The sequence below is a fragment of the Micrococcus sp. Alg238-R198 genome (assembly GCF_900537135.1).
In the GTDB taxonomy this organism is placed as follows: Bacteria; Actinomycetota; Actinomycetes; order Actinomycetales; family Micrococcaceae; genus Micrococcus; species Micrococcus luteus.
In genome coordinates this window covers 1-18,135 of record NZ_UNRH01000015.1, presented here as the reverse complement: position 1 = coordinate 18,135, position 18,135 = coordinate 1, and the positions used below count along the sequence as shown (strand labels likewise).

Genomic DNA, 18,135 nt, shown 5'->3' with positions numbered 1-18,135 from the left:
ACGGGGAGCGTCGTCCGGCGTGCGGGGGCTGGGTGGTGCGTCCCCGGCGCGGGTCTCGCGCGTGCCGCCACGCCTCACTGACGGGGCACGAAATGTATACAGATACCTTGCCCCCCTGTGATCCACGGCACTACCCTGGGCGCATGGCGACCCACGATGCCCCCGCCGAAGACCGCCCCTCCGGCGCGTACGCCGACGCCCACGCCCGCTCCCTCCGCGACCCCGAGGGGTTCTGGCTCGACGCGGCGCGCGCCATCGACTGGACCGTCGCGCCCACGCGCGCCCTCGACGACTCCGCCGCGCCTCTGTACCGCTGGTTCCCGGACGGCGAGCTGAACACCGCCTTCAACTGCCTGGACCGGCACGTCGAGGCGGGCCGCGGGGACGCCGTCGCGCTGATCCACGACTCCGCGATGACCGGTGAGGTCACCCGCTACACGTACGCCGAGCTCACGGACGCGGTGGCCCGCCTGGCCGGCGCCCTGGCCGCGCGCGGCGTCGGCAAGGGCGACCGCGTCCTCGTGTACCTGCCGATGATCCCGCAGGCCCACATCGCGATGCTGGCGTGCGCGCGGCTCGGCGCGGTGCACTCCGTGGTCTTCGGCGGCTTCGCCCCGCGCGAGCTCGCCTCCCGCATCGACGACGCCGCCCCCGACGTCGTGCTCACCTGCTCCGGCGGCATCGAGCCCAAGCGCCGGGTCGAATACCTGCCCGCCGTGGCCGAGGCGCTCGAGACCGCCGCGCACCCCGTGCGCACGGTGCTGGTCCACCACCGCGAGGGCTTCGAGACCGCGCTCGCGGACGCCGACGGGCGCGGGGGCGCGAGCTGGGAGGACTGGGGCGAGGCCGTCGCGGCCGCCGAGCCGGCCGACTGCGTCCCGGTGCAGGCCACCGACCCGCTGTACGTGCTCTACACCTCGGGCACCACGGGCAAGCCGAAGGGCGTCGTCCGGGACAACGGGGGCCACGCCGTCGCCCTGCGCTGGACCATGGAGCACATCTACGACGTCGGTCCGGGGCAGGCGATGTGCACGGCCTCGGACGTGGGCTGGGTCGTGGGGCACTCCTACATCGTCTACGGCCCGCTGCTGGCCGGGGCCACCACGGTCATGTACGAGGGCAAGCCCGTGGGCACGTCCGACGCCGGCGCGTTCTGGCGGCTGATCGAGGACCACGGCGTGCGCTCCTTCTTCACGGCCCCCACGGCGCTGCGCGCGATCCGCCGCGCCGACCCCGAGGGCGAGCTGCTCAAGGACCACGACCTGTCCTCCCTGCGGCACTTCTTCGCCGCGGGCGAGCGCCTGGACCCGGAGACGCAGCGGTGGATCGAGGGCCTGCTGGGCATGCCGGTGATCGACCACTGGTGGCAGACCGAGACCGGGTGGGCTATCGCGGCGAACCCGGTGGGCCTGGAGCAGCTGCCGGTGAAGATCGGCTCGTCCTCGGTGCCCTCGCCGGGCGTCGATCTCGTGGTCCTGGACGGCCTGGGCGAGCCCGTGCCCGCCGGGACCGAGGGCAACATCGCCCTGCGGCTGCCGCTGCCCCCGGGCACCCTGCCCACCCTGTGGGGCGACGACCAGCGCTACATCGACTCCTACCTCAGCGCGTTCCCCGGCCATTACGCGACCGGTGACTCCGGCGTCGTGGACGAGGACGGCTACGTGTTCGTGCTCGGCCGCACCGACGACGTCATCAACGTCTCCGGGCACCGGCTGTCCACGGGCGTCCTCGAGGCCGCCCTGGCCGCCCACCCGGCGGTGGCCGAATGTGCCGTGATCGGCATCGCGGACCCGCTCAAGGGCCAGCGGCCCTCGGGCTACGTGGTCCTCAAGTCCGGCGTCGAGACGCCCGAGGCCGGCTCCGAGGCCGAGGCCGCGCTCCTGGACGAGCTGCGTCAGGCGGTGCGCCGCGAGGTGGGCCCGGTGGCGGACTTCCGCGACGTCGTCGTGGTGGACGCGCTGCCCAAGACCCGCTCGGGCAAGATCCTGCGCAAGACCATGCGGCAGATGGCCGACGGCGAGGAGTACGCGGTGCCCTCGACCATTGAGGACCCCGCCGTGCTCGAGGCCCTGGCCGGGGTGCTGCGCCCGGCCCGCTGAGCCCCGCTCACGTGCGGCCGGCCCAGCGGTACTCCTGCTCGGGCCGGCCACGGCCGCCGTGCCGGGCCGAGCGCCGCACCCGGCGGATCCGCTCGAGGTGCTCGAGGTAGCGCCGGGCCGTCACGCGGGAGATGCCCAGGCGCTCGCCCACCTCGGCCGCGCTCAGGGCGGTCTCCGGGTCCGCCCCCAGCAGCTCCACCACCTCGCGCAGGGTGCTCTCGGTCAGCCCCTTGGGCAGGGCCTCGGCGCGCCGCTCGCGGGAGACGCGGAAGACGGCGTCCACCTGCTCCTGGCCGTCGAGGGCGCCGTCGCCGGCCAGCATCGCCGAGGCGGCGCGGAACCCGCCCAGCCGATCCGCGAACTCGTCGAACCCGAACGGCTTCACGAGGTACTGCGTCACGCCGTACGCGACGGCCCGGCGCACCACCGGCAGGTCGGTGGCCGCGGTGAGCGCCAGCACCCCGCCGTGGAAGCCCGCCGCGCGCAGTTGGTGCAGGAAGTCCAGGCCGTGCCCGTCCGGCAGGTTCATGTCCAGCAGCACGACGTCGAACGGGAAGCGCCCGTCCGCGTGCAGGCCCGCCGCGGCGACCTGCCGCGCGGCCAACAGGGAGCCGGCCACCGCGGCCACCTCGAAGCCCGGCAGCCGGTCCAGGTGCGCCACGTAGGTCTCGGCCGTCAGCTGCTCGTCCTCGACGACGAGCACCCGGTACGGGCGGGCGGTCATATCTCCTCCTGGGGTCGGGGGGTGCGGGGCACCTCGACGGTGAACACGGTGCCCGAGTCGGTCGCGACGTCCGCGACCCCGCCGGCCTCCTCCGCGATCCGCCGCGTCAGCCACAGCCCCATGCCGCGTCCGGCGGCGCCGATGGGCTTCGTCGACCAGCCCCGGTCGAAGAGTCGGCCGCGGTCCGCGTCGGAGGGTCCGGGGCCGCCGTCGGCCACCTTGCACGAGCAGGCCCGCGGCGTCCGAGACCACCTCGACGTCGACCCACCGGTCTGCCGCGGACAGGTCGGGTGCGGCGGCCGCGTCGAGGGCGTTGTCCACGAGGTTGCCCAGCACGGTCAGCAGGTCGAGCGGGCGCAGCGGGGCGGACCAGGTCAGCGCCACGCCCCGCTCACGCGCCTGGGCGGCCTTCGCGTCGAGCAGGGCGGCGAGGACGTCGTCGGAGGCCTCCTCGTCCGCGGCGCGGCGGGACAGCACGGCCCGGGCGGCCTCCAGCCGGCCCGACTCCACGAGGGCGAGGGCGGTGTGCAGCTGGTTGGCGTGCTCATGCGTCTGCGCGCGCAGCGCCGTGGTCAGTGTGTGGGCCACGGTGAGCTCGTCGCCGAGCCGCTGCAGGTCGGTGCGGTCTCGTGCAGGACGAGCACGCGCGATCCCGCCGGGGCGGTGGTCACGCCCTCGCGGGCGGCCGCGGCGAGGGCCGTCGGCGGGACCGACCCGCCGGGGTCGGAACGGCCGGGCGACCGCACGACACGCTGCTGCACCACGAGGACCCGCCCGCCGGCGGCGAGGCTCGCCTCGCCGCCGACCGCGCCCGGCAGGGCCGCGGAGAGCTCGGTGGGCAGTCGAGGCTCGCCCGCGCCCTCCCAGCCGAGCAGGCGCGCGGCGGCGTCGTTGTGCAGGCGGGCCCGCCCGTCCGGGGCGAGGACCACGACGCCGGCCTCGAGCGAGTCCATGGCCGTCTCCGCCAGCAGGAACTGCTCGGCGATCTGCTCGGGGCCGCGTCCGAGCGTCACCCGGTTCAGATACCGGCCCACGAGCCAGGCGACGAGCAGGCCGACGGCGGCCACGGCGGCCGAGCCGAGCAGGATGCCGGGGATCTGGGCCTGGGCCATGATGGCGACATCGGAGATCTGCACGCCCGTCGTGACCACGCCCAGGACGGTGCCGTCCTCCGGGTCCACGACCGGTGCGAGCGCGCGCACCGAACGGCCCGCCGCACCGGTGCTCGAGAGCTCCACGACGGTGTCCCCGGCGACGACGGCGTCCACCGGCCTCGGGTAGCGGACGCCGACCTGCTCGGGGCGCCAGCTCGCCAACCGCATCCCGTCCGGGTCCATCACGGTCAGCCACGAGACCTGTGCCTCGGCGATCCAGCCGTCGATCCCGGCCTGCAGGGCGGGGGCGTCGCCGGCCCGCAGGGCCGAGACGAGCGCGGGGTCGCGCGCCACGAGGGTGGTGACGCCCTGGACGTGGCGCTCCTCGACGCGCTGGGCCACCTCGCGGGCCTGGAGGTAGGCGCTCCACACGCTGAACAGGGCGATGGCCGCCACGAGCGCCACGTGGACCACGGCGATCCGCCGGGCGATCGACCACGGGTGGCGCATGCCTCTCCTCCCTCGGGCCGGCGACGCGCCGGTCCGCCCCCACGATCCTGCAGTCCGTCGGCCGCCGTGACCACTATGACCGCAATCGTGACCGACACCACCCGGGGCCGCGAGAGTGGTCACATCCCTCCCGCGCCGCTGCGGACCGCTCGGCGGCGCCCCACCACCGCACAGAACGGAACGCCCGATGGCGCACACCCCACCGGCCGAGACCTCGGCCCCGCCGGCCCCGGCGACGAAGAAGGACCGCACCCACTGGCTGTACATCGCCGTGATCGCCTCGGTGGTGCTGGGCGCCGCCGTCGGCCTGCTCTTCCCCGAGTTCGGCAAGTCCCTCAAGCCGCTGGGCGACGGCTTCGTCTCCCTCATCAAGATGATGATCGGCCCGGTCATCTTCTGCACGATCGTCCTCGGCGTCGGCTCGATCGCCAAGGCCGCGACCGTCGGCCGCGTGGGCGGCATCGCCCTGGTCTACTTCATGGCGATGTCCACGTTCGCGCTGGCCATCGGCCTCGTCGTCGGCAACCTCATCCACCCCGGCGAGGGCCTCAAGCTGACGCCCTACGACCCGAACAAGCCCCAGGCCGCGGCGGACGGCACCGTCCAGTTCCTGCTGGACATCATCCCCGGCTCCCTGCCGGTGCTGCCCACCCTGTTCATCGCCCTGCTCGTGGGCTTCGCCCTGCAGCAGATGGGCCCGGCCGGCGCCCCGCTGCTGCGCGGTCTCACCCTGATCCAGGGCGTCGTGTTCCGCCTCCTCATGATGGTGATGTGGGTCGCCCCGATCGGCGCGTTCGGTGCGATCGCCGCCGTCGTCGGCTCCACGGGCTGGTCCGCGATCGGCGCCATGGCGCTGCTCATGGGCGCCTTCTACCTGACCTGCATCGCCTTCATCGTGGTGGTGCTCGGCACCGTCCTGAAGGTCGTGACCGGTCTGAGCATCCTGTCCCTCATGAAGTACCTGGGCCGGGAGTACCTGCTCATCTTCGCCACCAGCTCCTCCGAGACCGCCCTGCCCCGCCTGATCGCCAAGATGGAGCACGCCGGCGTGGACAAGTCCGTCGTGGGCGTGACCGTGCCCACCGGTTACTCCTTCAACCTGGACGGCACCGCCATCTACCTGACCATGGCCGCGCTCTTCGTCTCCAACGCGATGGGCGCGGAGATGAACCTCGGCGAGCAGATCGGCCTGCTGGTCTTCATGATCATGGCCTCGAAGGGCGCGGCCGGCGTCACCGGCGCGGGCATGGCCACGCTCGCCGCCGGCCTGCAGGCGCACCGATCCGAGCTGCTCGGCGGCATGGGCGTGATCGTGGGCATCGACAAGTTCATGTCCGAGGCCCGCGCCCTGACCAACTTCACCGGCAACGCCGTGGCCACCCTCCTCGTCGGCCGCTGGGTGGGCGAGCTCGACGGCGAGCGCGCCCGGTGCGTCCTCGGCGGCGAGCTGCAGTTCGACGAGGCGACCGTGGCCGGCCACGACGGCGCCGCGCACGACCCGCAGCAGTCCCCGACGATCACCGAGCAGGCCTACGAGGGTCACCCCGACTCCAGCCTGAACTTCGCCATGGCCGCCGACGGCGACCGGAACCCCACCCGCTGACGGAGGCGGCGGGCCCGCGCGGCACGCCGCACCGTCGACCACCGGCGCCGCCGGGGACGAGCCTGGACACCGGCCCGTCCCCGGCGCCGCCGTCGTCCCGGGAACGCCAGGCACTAGGGTGGGGGAAGATCCGGACACGCCGACGACGGCGGCCGCGGCGCGCCGCGGCCCGCGGCCGGGCGTGCAGACCACCGTGGAAGGAGCCGGCGCCGCCGTGACCTCGAGAGAACCGATCCCCGTGATGACCATCCACGGCGAGCCCGTGCTCGGGCCCACCGGCCGGCCCAAGCACGACTTCCCCGAGCCCGCGCCCCTGACCTCGCACGGCCCGGCGCGGATCATCTCGATGGTGAACCAGAAGGGCGGCGTCGGGAAGACGACCTCCACCATCAACCTGGGCGCCGCGCTCGCGGGCTACGGCCGCAGGGTGCTCATGGTGGACTTCGACCCGCAGGGCGCCCTCTCGGCCGGCCTGGGCGCGAACCCGCACGAGCTCGACACCACGGTGTACAACGTGCTCATGGAACGGTCGGTGACCGCGAAGGACGCGATCCTGTCCACGGACTTCGAGAACATGGACCTGCTGCCGGCCAACATCGACCTGTCCGCGGCCGAGGTGCAGCTCGTCAACGAGGTGGCCCGCGAGCAGGTCCTCGAGCGCGCGCTGCGCCAGGTCCGCGACGACTACGACGTGGTCCTCATCGACTGCCAGCCCTCGCTGGGCCTGCTGACCGTCAACGCGCTGACCGCCTCGCACGGCGTGATCATCCCGCTGACCGCCGAGTTCTTCGCGCTGCGCGCGGTCGCCCTGCTCGTCGAGACGATCGAGAAGGTGCAGGACCGGCTCAACCCGGACCTGGAGATCGACGGCGTGCTGGCCACGATGTTCGACCAGCGAACCCTGCACTCCAAGGAGGTCGTGGGCTCGCTGGTGGCCGGCTTCGGGGACCGCGTGTTCGAGACCGTCATCAAGCGGTCCATCAAGTTCGCCGACGCCACGGTGGCGGCCACGCCCATCACCCTGTTCGCCGAGAACCACGACGGCGCCAAGGCCTACCGGCAGCTCGCCCGCGAGCTGATCTGCCGCGGCGGCGCGCCGTGACCGTCCGCTGAGCGCCGACGACGCCGGCCCGGTCCCGTCGCGGGACCGGGCCGGTTCTCTGCGCGCTCGCGGCCGGGGGAGCGGTGGCCGGGAGACGCGACGCCGTCGATCTGCGAGAATGGAGCCGGGCGTGTCCGTCTCCGGGCCGTCCCTCACCCCCTGACCCGTCCGCCGCCGGCCCGACCGGCGCCGTTGACGCGCACCCGAAAGGACGCCCTCCCCATGAACTCCCGCAAGCCGCGAGGCTCCGGACGCACCCCCGCCGTCGGTCGACGGGGCGGCCCGTTCCAGGAGCGCGATTTCCAGCGACAGATCGGTGCCCGCCGCGGCGCCGCCGCCCCCCGTGAGGAGGCCCCCTTCGACGAGGACGCCGTGCCGCGCACCCGCGGCCGCCGCGGCCGCGGCGCCGGCGCCGCCCGGGCCAAGGCCGCCCACCTCGACCGCATCCACGACGAGTCGGGCGAGCGCCTGCAGAAGGTGCTGGCCGCGGCGGGTGTGGCGTCCCGGCGCGTGAGCGAGGACCTCATCGCGGAGGGCCGTGTGGAGGTGGACGGCGTCGTCGTCACCGAGCCCGGCGTGCGCGTGGACCCGGCCCGGGCCGTGATCCGGGTGGACGGCATCTCCGTGCAGACGGACGTGACCAAGCAGTACTTCGTCTTCAACAAGCCCCGCGGCGTGATCTCCACGATGGTGGACCCGGAGGGCCGGCCCTCGATCGCCACCTACCTCAAGCCCGGGCAGGAGCACCTGTTCCACGTGGGCCGTCTGGACAACGAGACCGAGGGCCTGCTCATCCTCACCAACGACGGTGAGCTGGCCAACCGCCTCACCCACCCCAGCTACGAGGTCCCCAAGACCTACGTCGTGCAGACCCGCGGCCCGCTGGCCAAGGGCGTCTCCAACCGGCTGCGCGAGGGCGTGGAACTGGAGGACGGCGTGGCGCAGGTCGACTCGTTCAAGCTCGTCGACTCGACGCCGGGCCACGTGCTCGTCGAGGTCGTGCTGCACTCGGGCAAGAACCGCATCGTGCGTCGCATGTTCCAGGAGATCGGCCACCCGGTCGAGCGGCTCGTCCGCGTCAAGGTGGGCCCCATCCTGCTGGGCGACCAGAAGCAGGGCACCGTCCGCGCACTCAACGCGCAGGAGCTGGGCCACCTCAAGGCCCTGGTCGGCCTGTGAGCGCGCCCGCCGAGTCCGCCGCCAAGCTCGGTGACGGCCCGGCCGGGATCCCGCAGCCCGTGCTCGTCCGGGGGACCGGTCTGCTGGGCGCCTCGATCGGCATCGGGCTGAGCGCGGCCGGTGTGGACGTGCGCCTGCACGACCCCTCGCCCGCCGCCCTGGCCGTGGCCGCGGACATCCGCGCCGGACGCCCCGCCCGCCTGGACGCCGAGGGCGACGACCTCGACGTCGCCCCGGGACTCGTCGTCGTGGCCGCGCCGCCGGACGTGACCGCCGACGTCGTGGTCGACTCGCTGCGCCGCTGGCCCGCGGCCGTGGTGGTGGACATCGCCTCGGTGAAGGAGGCGGTCGCCGCGGGCGTGCGCGCTGCCGTCGACGACGGCCGCCTGGCCCCGCAGGACGCCGACCGGTACCTCGGGACGCACCCGATGGCCGGCTCCGAGCGGTCCGGTCCCGTGGCGGCCCGCGGCACCCTGTTCACGCAGGCGCCGTGGGTGCTGTGCCCGACGGACACGACGCACCCGGGCGCCCTCGCGGCCGGTCGGGCGCTCGCGCTGACGCTGCAGGCCACCCCGTACCGGATGGCGGCCCGCGCCCACGACGAGTCGGTCGCGCTGATCTCGCACCTGCCGCAGATCGCCGCCTCGCTCGTGGCCTCCCGCCTGCAGGACACCCCGGACCAGGCGCTCGCCCTGGCCGGCAACGGGCTGCGGGACACCACCCGGATCGCAGCGTCGGACCCGCAGCTGTGGGTGCAGATCCTCTCCGGCAACGCCGGGCGGATCGTGCCGGCGCTGCACGGGCTGCGGGCGGACCTGGACCGGCTGATCCGCACCCTGGAGGACCCCTCCGCCCCCGGGGCGCGGCTGGACATGGCGCAGCTGATCGCCGAGGGCAACGCCGGTCGGGCACGGGTGCCCGGCAAGCACGGGGCGCCGCCGCAGGCGTTCGCGGTGGTCACGGTGATCGTGGACGACGCCCCCGGGCAGATCGCGGCCCTCCTCGACGAGGTCGGCCGCACGGACGTGAACGTGGAGGACCTGCGGCTCGAGCACGCCTCGGGCCACCGGGTCGGCATGGTGGAGATCTCCGTGCTGCCCGGCCGCAGGGACGAACTCGTGGCGGCGCTGACCGCCGCCGGATGGAAGGTGGTCTGAGATGACCGAGCACACCCGCGACGACGTCGCACCCGCGCCGCTCGTGGTGGCGGTGGACGGCCCCTCGGGCTCGGGCAAGTCGTCCGTGTCCAAGGCCGTGGCCCGGCGTCTCGGCGCCGCGTACCTGGACACCGGCGCCATGTACCGCGCCGTGGCGTGGCACTGCCTGAACGAGGGCGTCGACCTGGCCGATGCGGAGGCCGTGGCGGCGGCCGCCGTCGCCATGGACCTGGACCAGTCCACCGACCCGGACGTCGAGGCCGTGCGGGTCGGCGGCACGGACGTCACCGAGGCGATCCGCGGCCCCGAGGTCACGGACACGGTCTCCACCGTCGCCGTGGTGATCCCGGTGCGCGAGGAGCTGCACCGTCGCCAGCGGGCGGCGATCGCCGCCGCGGGCCGGATGGTCGCCGAGGGCCGCGACATCACCACGGTGGTGGCCCCGGACGCCCACGCGCGCGTGCTGCTCACGGCGTCCGAGGCCGTGCGCACCGCCCGCCGCTCGGGCCAGCTGGCCGCGGCGGGGGAGACCGGCGTCGACGCCGGCACGCTGCACCGCCAGGTGGCCGGGCGCGACGCCCGCGACGCCACCGTGTCCACGTTCGACCGCCCCGCCGACGGGGTGGCGCTCGTGGACTCCACCGAGCTCGACTTCGAGCAGACCGTGGCGGCCGTCCTGGCCGCCGTCGAGGACCAGGCCGGCATCCCGGCCGTGAAGGGAGGCCGACGATGACCGAGAACCCCCAGCACCGCTCCGGTGAGGACGAGTTCGTCCCCGCCGGCGACGATCAGGTGGCCGAGCGGCTCGCCGCCATGACCGAGGAGGAGGCCGAGGCGCGTGCCGCGTCGTTGCGCGCCGGCCTGGCCGACTACGAGCTCGAGGAGGACGACGCCGCCCTCCTCGACGCGTGGCAGCTCGGGCCCGACGAGGACGTCGACGCGCCCGTGCCGCCCGTGCTGGCCATCGTGGGCCGGCCGAACGTCGGCAAGTCCACGCTCGTCAACCGCATCATCGGCCGCCGTGAGGCCGTCGTGGAGGACGTGCCCGGCGTGACCCGCGACCGCGTCTCCTACGACGCCGAGTGGAACGGCCGCGAGTTCACCGTGGTGGACACCGGCGGCTGGGAGCACGACGCCAAGGGCATCCACCGTCGTGTGGCCGAGCAGGCCGAGCTGGCCGTGGACGTGGCGGACGCCGTCGTGTTCGTGGTGGACGCCACCGTCGGCATGACGGCCACGGACGAGGCCGTGGTCTCGATGCTGCGCCGCAAGGACCGCCCGGTGATCGTGGCCGCCAACAAGGTGGACGACATGGTCCAGGAGGCCGACGCCGCCACCCTGTGGTCGCTCGGCTTCGGCTACCCGTACCCGGTGTCCGCGGTGCACGGCCGCGGCGTCGCGGACCTGTTGGACGCCGCCCTCGAGGCGCTGCCGGAGGAGTCCGCCCACGGCGGTCTCGTGCCGCGCGGCGGCCCGCGCCGGATCGCCCTCGTGGGCCGGCCGAACGTGGGCAAGTCCTCGCTGCTGAACAAGCTGGCCGGCTCGGACCGCGTGGTGGTGGACGACCTGGCCGGCACCACGCGCGACCCCGTGGACGAGCTCGTGGAGCTCGGCGGACGGCTGTGGCGCTTCGTGGACACCGCCGGCATCCGTCGACGGCAGCACATGGCCCACGGCGCCGACTACTACGCGTCGCTGCGCACGGCCTCCGCCCTGGACCGCGCCGAGGTGGCCGTGGTGCTGCTCGAGGCGCCGCAGGTGATCTCGGAGCAGGACGTGCGCATCCTCCAGATGGTGCTGGACTCCGGTCGCGCCCTCGTGATCGCGTTCAACAAGTGGGACCAGGTGGATGAGGACCGCCGGTACCAGCTGGCCAAGGAGATCGAGCGGGACCTGGCGCACGTCGCGTGGGCGCCGCGGGTGAACATCTCCGCGAAGACCGGCTGGCACAAGGACCGTCTCGTCCCCGCGCTGGACCTCGCCCTGGACTCGTGGGACACCCGCATCCCCACGGGCAAGCTCAACGCGTTCCTCGGCGAGCTCGTGGCGGCCCACCCGCACCCGCTGCGCGGCGGCAAGCAGCCCCGCATCCTGTTCGCGACCCAGGTGTCGAGCCGGCCGCCCAAGTTCGTGCTGTTCACCACGGGGTTCCTGGACCCCGGGTACCGCCGGTTCATCGTGCGCCGCCTGCGCGAGACGTTCGGGTTCGAGGGCACGCCCCTCGAGATCGGGATGCGCGTGCGCGAGAAGCGCGGTCGCGGCCGCTGATCCGGCCCCGCCCCGACGACGTCCCTCGACCTCCCGTGCCGGGGGACGTCGTCGTCCCGGCCGGCTCCCACCGTTCGTCCACCTTCGCCTCGTAGCCTGTGGGCATGAGCCTCATCCGACGTCGCCCCGCCGCCCTGTCCCTGGCCACCCTGGCCGCGCTCGCGCTGGCCGCATCCGGCTGCGCGGTCGACGACGGCGCGACCCGGGCCGCGCTGCAGAGCGCGGAGGACCGGCTCGCCCAGGCCGAGGACCGGATCAGCGAGCTGGAGGCGGACGCCTCGGACCGCGTGGACCTGGGGCAGCTGCGCCAGGAGGCCGAGGGCGCCCTCGAGGAGGCGGACCAGCGCGCCGCCGAGGTCGTCGAGGACCTGACGCGATCCCTGCCCTCCGGTTCGGACATCGTCGACGTCGAGGCGCTCCGGGAGGACGGGAAGGTGGTCATCGAGTTCGGCCAGTCCCTGCTCGAGGCCGATCCCCAGGTTCTCGAGGACACGATGCGGGAGGCGGCGGACCGGGCGCGCGACGCCATCCCGGACCTGGAGGACGTCGAATTCCGCGTGGGGGACCGGACCTTCACCTACTGATCCTGAGACGGCGCTCCGTGAGCCCCCGACACGCCTCTTCGACCCGCCCGGAACGGCGGATCGGAGCGGCTCAGCGTGTTACGCTTCTTACGTGCACGACTGCACCCTCAGTCATGAGAGGGTTCGTGCAGACCGCCAGGCCCACCGGTACGCCGGGGCCGCGGTCGCTGGGGGACTCTCGGTCGGGTGGCCCTCGGTCAAGGGATGAGGGGTTCACGTCTGTGAAGAGGACGTGGGCCCCTTGTTCACGTTCCGGGGTGTCACGCGTTTTGCCCCTGACGACGACGACCCGGCAGGCCCGCTCCCGATTCGCGTCCGGCGGTGCGGGTGGGGTATGCTCGTCGGGTGCTGAAGCGCGGATGACCGCGATTCGCCACGGGCTATGGCGCAGCTTGGTAGCGCGCTTGACTGGGGGTCAAGAGGTCGTGGGTTCAAATCCCGCTAGCCCGACCACATTCCCACGGGTCAGAGTCCGCATCTGCCTGGGAATACGGAATGAGGCCCAGGTGCTCCGTCGAGGGGAGCGCCTGGGCCTCTTTCCGTACCTGGCGTATTCCTTAGCGCAAACCGATCGAGACAAACCCTACGGTTCGGCGTTCGGCTCGACTTATATCCCCGGGAATTCAGAACTTCCTCAGTGGCCGAGCGGCTCGATCCAAAATCGATCTCGTCGGTGACCAGAGCGTTGGCCCTGAAGCCCCCTGGGTCTGATGGAGACTCGCGCTATTTGATTCCGACAACTGTTCGCGGCCGGCTTCGACAGCATAGAACGTGTCCTCGAACTCGGCGGGTGGGACGTCGCCGAGGTAGCCGTGGAGGCGTTGCGTGTTGTGCCAGGACACCCACCCGAGGGTCGCGAGCTCGAGGTCCTCGACCGTYCGCCAGGGACCTGGCCGTGCGGGTCCGCGGACGWGCTCGGCCTTGTAATAGCCGTTCACGGTCTCGGCCAGGGCGTTGTCATAGCTGTCCCCGACGGTCCCGATCGACGGTGTCGCTCCGATCTCGGCGAGGCGTTCGCCGTAGCGAATGGAGGTGAATTGAGACCCCGCGTCGCTGTGGCAGCGCAGGTCCTCGTGGCGAGCGCCGCGGGACCAGCGGGCCATCTCGATCGCGTCGAGGACCATCTCGGTGCGCATGTGTGACGCGCACCGCCACCCGACGATCATCCGGGAGAACGCGTCGACGATGAAGCAGACGTACGCGACGCCGGCCCACGTCGGCACGAACGCCAGGTCGGTGACCCAGAGCCGGTTCGGGGCAGGCGCGGTGAACTCCCGCTTCACGAGGTCCGGGTGCCGCGCCGCGGTCGGATCTGGCCGGGTCGTCTTCACCCGCTTCGACCTGGTCGCGCCCTTAATCCCTGCGGCGCGCATGAGCCGGCCCGTCTGATCTCGGCCGATGTCGATCCCGGCGCGACGCGCGGTCTTCCAGAGCTTTCTGACCCCGTAGACGCGGTAGTTCGTCTCCTAGAGCTCGACCAGCTGCGGGATCAGCTCCTCGTCCCGCACCGCGCGAGCCGAGGGGGCGCGGGTCTTGGCGGCGTAGTAGCTGCTCGGAGCCACCTGTGAGCCGCCCCCTTCATTCGGTCCGGACGTTCTGTGAGTCGTCGGTTTCCATTTGATGGGTGCACTGCCGAGCGTACTCGGCTGGGGTTAGGTAGCCGAGCGAGGAGTGCCGGCGGTGGTGGTTGTACTCGTCCTTCCAGTCGCCGATGATGACCTGTGCGTGCAGCAGCGAGTAGAAGCTGTTGATGTTGAGGCACTCGTCGCGGATCCGGCTGTTGAACGACTCGACGTACCCGTTGCGCCACGGCGAGCCCGGAGGGATGTAGGACAGGCCGGTGCGGGTGCCGGCCCAGTCGGCCATCGCCTCGCTGATGAACTCCGGCCCGTTGTCCGACCTGAGCACCGCCGGGGCGCCCCGGGCGGCGACGAGGTCCTCGAGGTGGGCGGTGAGTCGGTCGGCGGTAATCGAGCGCTCCACGAGSCCGCCGATGCACTCCCGGGTGTGTTCGTCGACGATCGAGCAGATCTTGATCGGTCGTCCGTGCTCGTCGGCGTCGAACTGGAAGTCCACCGCCCACACCACGTTCGGCGCGTCCGCCGTCGGCGCGTCGACGGTCGAGGACCCGACGCGCTTGCGTCGACGCCGCTGCGGGACCCGGAGCCCTTCGTCACGCCACAGGCGTTGGATCTTCTTGTGGTTCACCACCCACCCCTCGGCGCGGGCGTCGTGATACGCCCGCCGATACCCGTAGCGGGGATGGTCCTTCGCCCAGGCGCGCAGCCACTCCCTGAGCGCCCGATCCGGGTCCGCGACCGTGTCGCCCTTGAGCGGTCGCCGGTACGCGGAGCGGCTCAGCCCGACCAGACGGCACGCCATCCGTTCGCTCACCCGCAACTTGCGCTTGAGGTGATCGACGGCGGCGCGGCGCCTGTCCGGGCTTAGAAGTTTCCCTCAGCCAGCTCCTTGAGCGCGGCCTTCTCCAGCTCCGCTTCCGCGAGCAGACGCTTCAGGGTCGCGTTCTGCTTCTCCAGCTCCTTCAGGCGCTTTGCGTCGTCGGCCTTGAGGCCGCCGTACTGGTTCCGCCACCGGTAGTACGTCTGCTCGGACACCCCGAGCTCCCGGCACACCGCCGCGACGTCCTGACCATCGGCGAGCATCCTGTCGGCCTGCCCGAGCTTACGGACGACCTGCTCGGGGGTGTGACGCTTCCTGCTGTTCGTCATGATCTGACCAGTCTCCCTGCCCGCGACCGCGGGCAACAGGACGACTCTCATAACGACTGGACCTACGAAACGGGGTCAGCCCACCTGCAGCAGCCTGCAGATGAGCTCGACTCCGAGCCGGCGAGCGTCGACCAGGTCATCCTTGTTCGCGTCGATGAACGCGACTACTTCCGGTAGTGGCGGTCGAGCTCCGCCCCGAAGAAAGACGCAGCACGCTTGAGGACCTCGTTGGCCCGCCGCAACTCCCGGACTTCCTGCTCCAGTTCACGCACCCGCCGCGCCTCAGCGCTGCTCACGCCAGAGGTGACGCCGTCGTCGATGTCGGCTTGCTTGACCCACATCCGCACGGACTCGACCCCGTACCCGAGCTGCGTCGCGACCCGATTGACGGTCCCATGCTCGGTCCCCAGCTCGGCACGCAGCGTCCTCACCATCCGGACCGCCGCGGCCTTCTCCTCCGGCGAATACCGACGCGTCGTCGGCTTCCCCGCTGTCTGCTCTTTCGGCATAACTCCATCCTCGTTTCCAAGGTCAGGAGTCTCCAACAAACCCAGGGCGCTTCAATCGGTCAGGAAGGCAGCAGGAGCACCTTGATGTCGTAGTCGAGCTTGCAGAGATAGAAGATCAACTCGACGACGGGACGGTGACTATCCCAGCGGGGCTGTGAGGGGCCGATCTCGCAGAACCTTGCGGCAAACTCAACCTTCTCGCGCGCGGCCGGGATCGATGCGCGGAAGGCCGCTTCATCCCATTGCTCTTCGCTCATACTCCCGACCGTAGCGGTGAGTACCGACACGGCCGTGGGAGCTCTCAGCCCCAGAAGATCGGATCCTGGTGGCTGCCGATGTAGTCGAGCAGACTCTGGACGTTCTTCGTCGGGCGCCTCTTCGTGTACTCGTGGAACTTCATGTGCCGGTCACGCCAGTAGATGCTCCACTGGCCGGTCTTGACGGTGTATCGCAGGCGCGCGACCGGGAACCGCGTCCAGTCGCCCTGCCCGTCCCACGGCGGCCGCGTCTCGATGATCGTGACGTGCCGGTCGGCGATCTCGGCTTCTACTCTCACCTGATCCCACAGGTGCTCGGGCACGCGTTCACGGCACCAGCGGCCGATGCGCAGCAGGTCGGTCTCGGGCATAGCCATGGTCAAGTCCTTTTGAGTGGTGTATCGAGGCTTTGTCGGGTTCCTCGTGGTCGGGTGGGTTGTCAGGCGGCGAGTGCCGCGTGGCCGGGGTCGTCGGTCATGGTGTCGCTGACCTGTAGGGCGGCTTGTTCAGCCGCGGCTTTCGCGGCTGCTTCGGCGAGCATCGTGTCGGTCGCGGTCAGCAATTCCAGGCTCATGTAGCGCCGTGATTCGGTCCATTCGTCGTGCTGCTCGGCCAGCACCGCGCCGAGGAGTTTAATCACCGCGACTCGGCTGGGGAAGATGCCGACGACGTCGGTGCGTCTCCGGATCTCCTTGTTGAGCCGTTCGTTCGGGTTGTTCGACCAGATCTTCTTCCACACCTCCTTCGGGAACTTCGTGAACGTGAGCACCTCATCGCGGGCGCCCTCGAGGTGCTCGGCAGCGGCCGGCAGATGGGTGGCCAGGCTGTCGATCATGTGCTCGTACTGGGCGATCACCGCCTCGACGTCGGGCTGGGTGTAGACGCTGTGCAGCAGCGCTTTCACCGCGGGCCACTGCGACTTCGGGCACACCGCCATCAGGTTGGCCGCGTAGTGGGTGCGGCAGCGCTGCCACTGCGCCGTCCCGAACACCGCCCCGGCCGCTTCGACCAGCCCGGCATGGGCATCGGAGGTGATCAGCTCCACCCCCGACAGGCCGCGGGCAGCCAGATCACGGAAGAACCCGAGCCACCCCTCCCTGGTCTCCGCGGTGCCCAGTTGCAGGCCGAGGATCTCGCGGTAGCCGTCGTTGTTGATGCCGGTCGCGACCATGGCGGCGACCTTGACGACCCGGCCGTGTTCACGCACTTTGAGCACGAGCGCGTCGGCGGCGACAAACCGATACGGCCCAGCATCGAGCGGCCGGGTGCGGAACGCTTCGACCTGCGCATCCAGGTCTTTACTCATCTCTGAGACCTGCGATTTCGACAGGCCCGTGATGCCGAGAGTCTGCACCAGTTTGTCCATCCGGCGGGTGGAGACGCCGAGCAGGTAGCAGGTGGCGACCACCGTGGTCAGCGCTGCCTCGGCGCGGCGGCGCCGCTCCAGGAGCCAGTCGGGAAAGTAGGTGCCTTCGCGCAGTTTCGGGATCGCGACGTCGATGGTGCCGGCGCGGGTGTCCAGGTCCCGGTGCCGGTAGCCGTTACGCCGGTTGGTGCGCTCATCCGAGCGGGCGCCGTAGGCGGCGCCGCACACGCTGTCAGCCTCGGCCGACAGCAGGGCATTGATGAAGGTGGTGAGCATCTGACGCATCAAGTCCGGCGAGGCCTGGGTGAGCAGATCGGACAGAAACGCCTGGGGGTCGATATCGTGGGGAGCGGTCATCGCGGGTGTCCCTTTCGAGTGGGATGTGAGAGTTTCCTCGAAAGCCTCCCGCGGTGACCGCTTCTACTGGGCGTGTCAACTTGTCTGTGTAAGCGGGGTGGTCACAGGTAGGGGTTGATCCGGTCGGGGTAGGCCGCGGCGAGCTGGGCGAGGGCCTGCTTCCAGTTCGTGACGGCCTGGCCTTCGACGAGCCGGCCCTGGGCTTTGCGCTGGCCGGCGGGTTTGCCCCGGTCCCGAGCGCGTTCGGCGGCGCGTTTGTCTTCGATGTTGCAGATCGCCAGCCAGAGCAGCTTCACCGCCGCCTCGGTCGAGGGGAAGTGGCCGCGGTTCTTGGTCACCTTCCGTAGCTGGAAGTTCAGCGACTCGATGCTGTTGGTCGTGTAGATGACCTTGCGGAGCATGGGTGGGAACTGCAGGAACGGGATGAACCGCTCCCAGGAGTTCGCCCAGGTCGCGGCTGCAGACGGGTACTTCGTGCCGAGCTCGGAGGCCTCGAACTCGGCCAGCGCCTTCCTCGCGGTCTCTTCGTTGGGGGCGGTGTAGATCGGCTCCAGCGCCGCGCCCACCTTCTTCCGGTCGTGGTAGGCCACGAACCGC

At 71.7% G+C, this 18,135-nt stretch carries 16 protein-coding genes, 1 tRNA gene and 2 pseudogenes; 9 read left to right on the top strand and 10 right to left on the bottom strand.

The window, feature by feature from the left end; all coding sequences use genetic code 11:
- The first annotated feature begins 143 nt into the window (after positions 1-143).
- Positions 144-2,099 (top strand): AMP-binding protein, encoded by a 1,956-nt coding sequence (locus tag G6R13_RS11215; RefSeq protein WP_163721721.1) that lies wholly within the window; start codon positions 144-146, stop codon positions 2,097-2,099.
- Between the two features lie 7 nt (positions 2,100-2,106).
- Here the strand turns inward: G6R13_RS11215 and G6R13_RS11210 are convergent, their stop codons facing one another.
- The 3 genes from G6R13_RS11210 to G6R13_RS12375 form a co-directional block, all read right to left on the bottom strand.
- A complete protein-coding gene (locus G6R13_RS11210) occupies positions 2,107-2,823 on the bottom strand; it encodes a response regulator (RefSeq protein ID WP_036338133.1) in 717 nt (238 codons plus the stop codon).
- Positions 2,820-3,041 (bottom strand): ATP-binding protein, encoded by a 222-nt coding sequence (locus tag G6R13_RS12380; RefSeq protein ID WP_230278192.1) that lies wholly within the window; start codon positions 3,039-3,041, stop codon positions 2,820-2,822. Before G6R13_RS12380 ends, G6R13_RS11210 begins: the two co-directional genes overlap by 4 nt.
- Positions 3,042-3,395: 354 nt before the next feature.
- Positions 3,396-4,427: a cache domain-containing protein gene (locus G6R13_RS12375; protein ID WP_230278191.1), complete on the bottom strand. Its 1,032-nt coding sequence runs from the start codon at positions 4,425-4,427 to the stop codon at positions 3,396-3,398.
- A 187-nt stretch (positions 4,428-4,614) separates the two neighbouring features.
- Between G6R13_RS12375 and G6R13_RS11200 the strand changes: the two genes are divergently transcribed.
- From G6R13_RS11200 to G6R13_RS11165, 8 genes are all read left to right on the top strand, one after another.
- Positions 4,615-6,030, top strand: a complete 1,416-nt coding sequence (locus tag G6R13_RS11200) for a cation:dicarboxylase symporter family transporter (RefSeq protein WP_163721719.1) — start codon at positions 4,615-4,617, stop codon at positions 6,028-6,030.
- Between the two features lie 241 nt (positions 6,031-6,271).
- Positions 6,272-7,132 (top strand): ParA family protein, encoded by an 861-nt coding sequence (locus G6R13_RS11195; protein WP_036315755.1) that lies wholly within the window; start codon positions 6,272-6,274, stop codon positions 7,130-7,132.
- Between the two features lie 222 nt (positions 7,133-7,354).
- Positions 7,355-8,311 (top strand): pseudouridine synthase, encoded by a 957-nt coding sequence (locus tag G6R13_RS11190; protein ID WP_041102683.1) that lies wholly within the window; start codon positions 7,355-7,357, stop codon positions 8,309-8,311.
- Positions 8,308-9,468: a prephenate dehydrogenase gene (locus tag G6R13_RS11185; protein WP_063189213.1), complete on the top strand. Its 1,161-nt coding sequence runs from the start codon at positions 8,308-8,310 to the stop codon at positions 9,466-9,468. Before G6R13_RS11190 ends, G6R13_RS11185 begins: the two co-directional genes overlap by 4 nt.
- A gap of 1 nt (position 9,469) precedes the next feature.
- Complete coding sequence (cmk, locus tag G6R13_RS11180; RefSeq protein ID WP_041102682.1) at positions 9,470-10,201, top strand: (d)CMP kinase; 732 nt, start codon at positions 9,470-9,472, stop codon at positions 10,199-10,201.
- Positions 10,198-11,736: a ribosome biogenesis GTPase Der gene (gene der / locus G6R13_RS11175; RefSeq protein ID WP_163721717.1), complete on the top strand. Its 1,539-nt coding sequence runs from the start codon at positions 10,198-10,200 to the stop codon at positions 11,734-11,736. The genes cmk and der overlap by 4 nt, the downstream gene beginning before the upstream one ends.
- Positions 11,737-11,840: 104 nt before the next feature.
- Complete coding sequence (locus G6R13_RS11170; RefSeq protein ID WP_163721715.1) at positions 11,841-12,320, top strand: hypothetical protein; 480 nt, start codon at positions 11,841-11,843, stop codon at positions 12,318-12,320.
- A gap of 376 nt (positions 12,321-12,696) precedes the next feature.
- Positions 12,697-12,773 (top strand) — tRNA-Pro (locus G6R13_RS11165).
- A gap of 305 nt (positions 12,774-13,078) precedes the next feature.
- On the opposite strand, the pseudogene G6R13_RS11160 reads toward G6R13_RS11165, so the two are convergent.
- The 7 genes and pseudogenes from G6R13_RS11160 to G6R13_RS11130 all read right to left on the bottom strand — a co-directional run.
- Positions 13,079-13,885 (bottom strand): annotated as a pseudogene (locus G6R13_RS11160) (IS3 family transposase); the annotation flags it as partial.
- A gap of 13 nt (positions 13,886-13,898) precedes the next feature.
- Positions 13,899-15,049 (bottom strand): IS3 family transposase gene (locus G6R13_RS11155; RefSeq protein WP_098471310.1). Its coding sequence is split into 2 segments (ribosomal slippage): positions 13,899-14,779 and positions 14,779-15,049, totalling 1,152 coding nucleotides; the frame shifts between segments, so codons are not numbered across the junction.
- 81 nt (positions 15,050-15,130) lie between these two features.
- A pseudogene (locus tag G6R13_RS11150) lies at positions 15,131-15,558 on the bottom strand (transposase); the annotation flags it as partial.
- Positions 15,559-15,617: 59 nt separating this feature from the next.
- Positions 15,618-15,815 (bottom strand): hypothetical protein, encoded by a 198-nt coding sequence (locus tag G6R13_RS11145; RefSeq protein ID WP_010078466.1) that lies wholly within the window; start codon positions 15,813-15,815, stop codon positions 15,618-15,620.
- A gap of 44 nt (positions 15,816-15,859) precedes the next feature.
- The gene (locus G6R13_RS11140) at positions 15,860-16,192 is read right to left on the bottom strand and encodes a DUF3024 domain-containing protein (RefSeq protein ID WP_036315702.1); all 333 of its coding nucleotides are present in this window, start codon (positions 16,190-16,192) and stop codon (positions 15,860-15,862) included.
- A gap of 62 nt (positions 16,193-16,254) precedes the next feature.
- Positions 16,255-17,538, bottom strand: a complete 1,284-nt coding sequence (locus G6R13_RS11135; protein ID WP_240335745.1) for an IS256 family transposase — start codon at positions 17,536-17,538, stop codon at positions 16,255-16,257.
- Between the two features lie 101 nt (positions 17,539-17,639).
- On the bottom strand, positions 17,640-18,135 hold a 496-nt coding region (locus tag G6R13_RS11130), incomplete at its 5' end, for a transposase (protein WP_205521363.1).